General features: G+C 26.2%; 3 protein-coding genes and 1 pseudogene. 2 read left to right on the top strand and 2 right to left on the bottom strand.

Annotation, left to right across the window (positions count from 1 at the left end; all coding sequences use genetic code 11):
• Positions 1–105 precede the first annotated feature (105 nt).
• Positions 106–192 (bottom strand): metal-sensing transcriptional repressor, encoded by an 87-nt coding sequence (locus KPL38_RS20435; RefSeq protein WP_376769047.1) that lies wholly within the window; start codon positions 190–192, stop codon positions 106–108.
• 219 nt (positions 193–411) lie between these two features.
• Here KPL38_RS20435 and KPL38_RS18570 point away from each other — a divergent pair, with 219 nt between their 5' ends.
• Positions 412–798 carry a DUF302 domain-containing protein gene (locus tag KPL38_RS18570; RefSeq protein WP_216290620.1) on the top strand — a complete coding sequence of 129 codons (387 nt, stop codon included), beginning with the start codon at positions 412–414 and terminating at the stop codon, positions 796–798.
• Between the two features lie 792 nt (positions 799–1,590).
• Here the strand turns inward: KPL38_RS18570 and KPL38_RS18575 are convergent.
• Positions 1,591–3,120, bottom strand: coding sequence for a PucR family transcriptional regulator (locus KPL38_RS18575; protein WP_246578040.1), 1,530 nt, complete (start codon positions 3,118–3,120; stop codon positions 1,591–1,593).
• A 196-nt stretch (positions 3,121–3,316) separates the two neighbouring features.
• Between KPL38_RS18575 and KPL38_RS18580 the strand changes: the two are divergent.
• Positions 3,317–3,688, top strand: a pseudogene (locus tag KPL38_RS18580) (flavodoxin family protein); the annotation flags it as partial.
• Between the last annotated feature and the right edge of the window lie 110 nt (positions 3,689–3,798).

Here is a 3,798-nt window from a genome sequence, read left to right on the forward strand (position 1 = left end):
TGTGCTTCTTCCATGGTCCAAGGATTTACCGAATAGCTGCAGAAAGCCGCTAAAGAAATAATATCATAGCTCATACCTTACGTTAAGGTGTGGGCTATTTGACGCTTACGTAGTAGAACGAATTGCAGAAATTTGTGTTAGTAAATTTCCACATTGTTTTTCCGACTTTATCATTCTTTTAATTCCCTTTATATGGTTTTAAATTTTCTTTAAGCGCCTAAGGATGTCTTTTTAGCATCTTCATCATTTTCCCAATATCCATTTTCTGATATAGCTATTAAAAAGAATAAGTCTTAATTATTGTAATGAATATAAATGATATATATTTATATTTGTAGGTGAATATGTTTTAAATAACAATATAGAAAGTATAGTATTAAATTTTATGATTCCTAAATAGAGGAGGACAGTATGAATATTAAATATGAAGTGAAAGTTGGAAAATTATTTGGAGAGGCAGTTGAAAGTCTAAAGAAGAGTTTATCTGAAAACAAGTTTGGAGTATTATGGGAACTCGATTTTAAGGACAAACTAAAAGAAAAGGGATTAGAGTTTGATACTAATTTTAAGATTTTAGAAGTATGTAATCCGGTTAAAGCAAAAGAGGTATTAAGCAAAAATATTGAAACAGGATATTTTTTACCTTGTAAAATGGTAGTTTATGAAAAAAAGGGCTCTGTTTATATTGGAATGATTAAACCTACAGACCTTATAAAAATGATGGGTGATAAAGAACTTATAGCTATAGCGAAGGATATTGAGAAAGTGCTTAAGAAATCTATTGATGATGCAATATAAAATTTATGGTTAAGTCTGAGATGAAAGATAATTTTAGTGAAGTTCGCATTGTAGATGTTGGGTTAAGGGCTTCCTGGTATATCTACAGTAATATGGATGTAAAAGAAGTATCGGTTTGTAAAAATCTATATTGCTTATATTTATAAGGAGAAAAAATTGAATTATTCAGCTATGTAAGAGGGGAAGAAGTTATACTTGAAATTATTACGAGGTAAGATTATTGTAAACGATAAGGAGCTTTTAAAGAAAATTGTAGGAGTGTGATTTTGTCACTGAACTTTTTCATATAAATGGGTATGCTATATATAGCATACCCATTTATATGTACTGATTGGTACTTGCCTTTACTTCTTATATCAATAATAACAAGGTCTTTATTTTTTTTATAAACTTAGTAGCTTCATTTCCAAAAATGTTTTTTACGTTTTTATTAAACTTAATCATTATTTTAGGATGAAGCATGTATCCTAGTAGAAGAACAGTTATTATGGTTAATAAATTATTAATAGTTTATTTTCTTTTAATTTATATTTTCCGAATTTCCTTTTTTTTACAAGTGAATGCTTTGCATCAATTGCTTATTCAGGTATTATTGGTAAGCTTCTCACTCCAGAGAAATGATGAGAAATTTATGAAACAAAATAATTTTTTAGTGGAATTGCGGCATTGCTCGGGGGTTCTCTTATATAAATATGCTTTAGGATAACAATCCTAAAGCATATTTATTTTGAATAGTGAGAACGATGTTGAGTACAAGAGTACAAACATTATGCATCAAATAGATACCAGTTCTTATTTTTGGTATCTTAAAATTTTTAATGATAATTCAAACTTAAATAAAATATCACTGTTACTTAATGATATTTTCAATAATTCTTCTATCTTATGGTAACGATAAAAAAATGTACTAGAATGAATATTTAGTTTTTCTGAAGTCAATTTTGCATTTCTATTACTTTCTAAATAAATCACTAATGTTTGTAATAATACTGAATTATTGCTTTTATCGATATCTATAAGTTTGTTAATCAATGGATCAATCAATGTGCAGAGTTCAATCTTTTCAATATTATTATCCGTGATTTGCAATATATAAAATAGATAATATTCTACATAGTCTTTGAAGCAAAATAAGAAACCCTTTATGTTTAAATGTTTTGCTAATTTTAAAGCGTAAGTAGCTTGCTTATAAAATTCTTTTGTTTCAAGTATATTTTGAAATATTAAACTAATCCCGGCTTTTAAATTATTGAGATTCAAAAAATCTGTAAATCTTGTTTTTGTGTTTTCTGAGAATACTGCATCATCTTCCTTGCTTATAAGCAGAATGATACTGTCTTCATGATAAGCAGAAATACAATTACCAAATATATTTTTAGTTGTAATAATTAACTGCTTTAATCCAAAATTATGACGGTAATCTTGATATGTCTGGCGAAAAGGTATAACAATTAATAATATGTTTTTATTTAATTTAAAGTATATATTTTTTAGTCTTTCCTTTATATAGGAAAGATTATTGATTGAATTTTTCAACAAATCCATTAGGTAATATTCTTCTTCAAGTCCTGAACTATTTATAAACAAATTATCTTTTTGCATTTGTATAGAAAGAGTTTGTGCTAAAGTATTAGTTAATTCTAAATCTTCTTCAATAAATTCTCTATTTTCTTGTAAAATACATATATATGCTACAGTAATATTATTAACACGAATACCACAAAAAATAAGATTTTTATCAGAAAAGTGAAAAAAAGATGTGCTTGAACTATAAATATTATCTATACATTTATCTTTTTTCATAATATTAACAGTATCAACTAACAGATAAGCCTGATCATTATAAATTTTGATACTAGATGTAATTGGATTAGCAAGATTAGACCGACCAATAATACGATAACTAGTATCTAAAATAAAAATAGGGTTATTTAAATAGGTTTCACATATATTTAAAGTCTTATTAATATCATTATAAGCAGATAAACTATTATAAATATTTAGCTTCTTTACATACAGCTTATATTCTATAAACATAAATTCACAAACTAATCTATAGACTTCTTCTATATTATTTTTAGTCTCAATCTGCCCAAAAGGAATGTTTTCACTAGCTTTATTTACGATAATTAAAATATTTTGTTTATTAATTAGTAAAGATTTAGGAAGTTTTGTTGTCAAATACAAAGTGTTTGGAGAAATCTCCATATTGTCTTCTAAAAATAACACTTCATCAATAATAGTATTTGTATTATGTGTTCCTAATATTTTAATGTTTGGTTTGTTTTTAAGGAAATTTAACAATGTTTTTAATGTAGCCAAAAGATTACCTCCTCTTGGTAATTAGAAAAAATTCTAAAATTATAGGATTAAAACGGAGCAGTTTCATAATTATTTCTGATGAAGCGTGTATTAATTTATGTTAATATTATAAAGGTTCATTGGTTAGTGTAACAAAAAAAACGTGTATTAACAATAATATAGCAATATATATGATATACATAGAGGAGATTTTATTATGACTTTTAAAATAATGGGCGTTACAGCTGGTAGAAAAGATTCAAATTCTGAGATTTTATTAAAAGAAGCACTTTTAGCTTGTGAAAAGCAAGGGTCAGAAATCACTATGATTAATCTAAGAAATTATAACATTATGGAGTGTACAGGATGTACAACGTGTACAAATGGTATGACTATTGGCAAAAACGTTGGATGCATTTTAGACAAGAAGGATGATAAGAAAGCAATTATGGAAGTTATGCTAAATCAAGATGCTGTTATTTTTTCAGCACCTACATATGATTTAATGCCAACTGCAACATTTTTAAAGTTTATGCATAGAAATCTAAGTTATGAATCTGCATTTTTAGAATCCATTGGTGAAATTGAATGTTGATTTACACTTTATCTTATCCTAAGTTTTACAAATTAATTTATCTAGTTAAATCATGGATTTGCACATATATTTATCCGATTTACATAATAATTTAACCGGAATTT

The sequence above is a fragment of the Clostridium psychrophilum genome (assembly GCF_018861705.1).
GTDB lineage: Bacteria > Bacillota > Clostridia > Clostridiales > Clostridiaceae > Clostridium_AD > Clostridium_AD psychrophilum.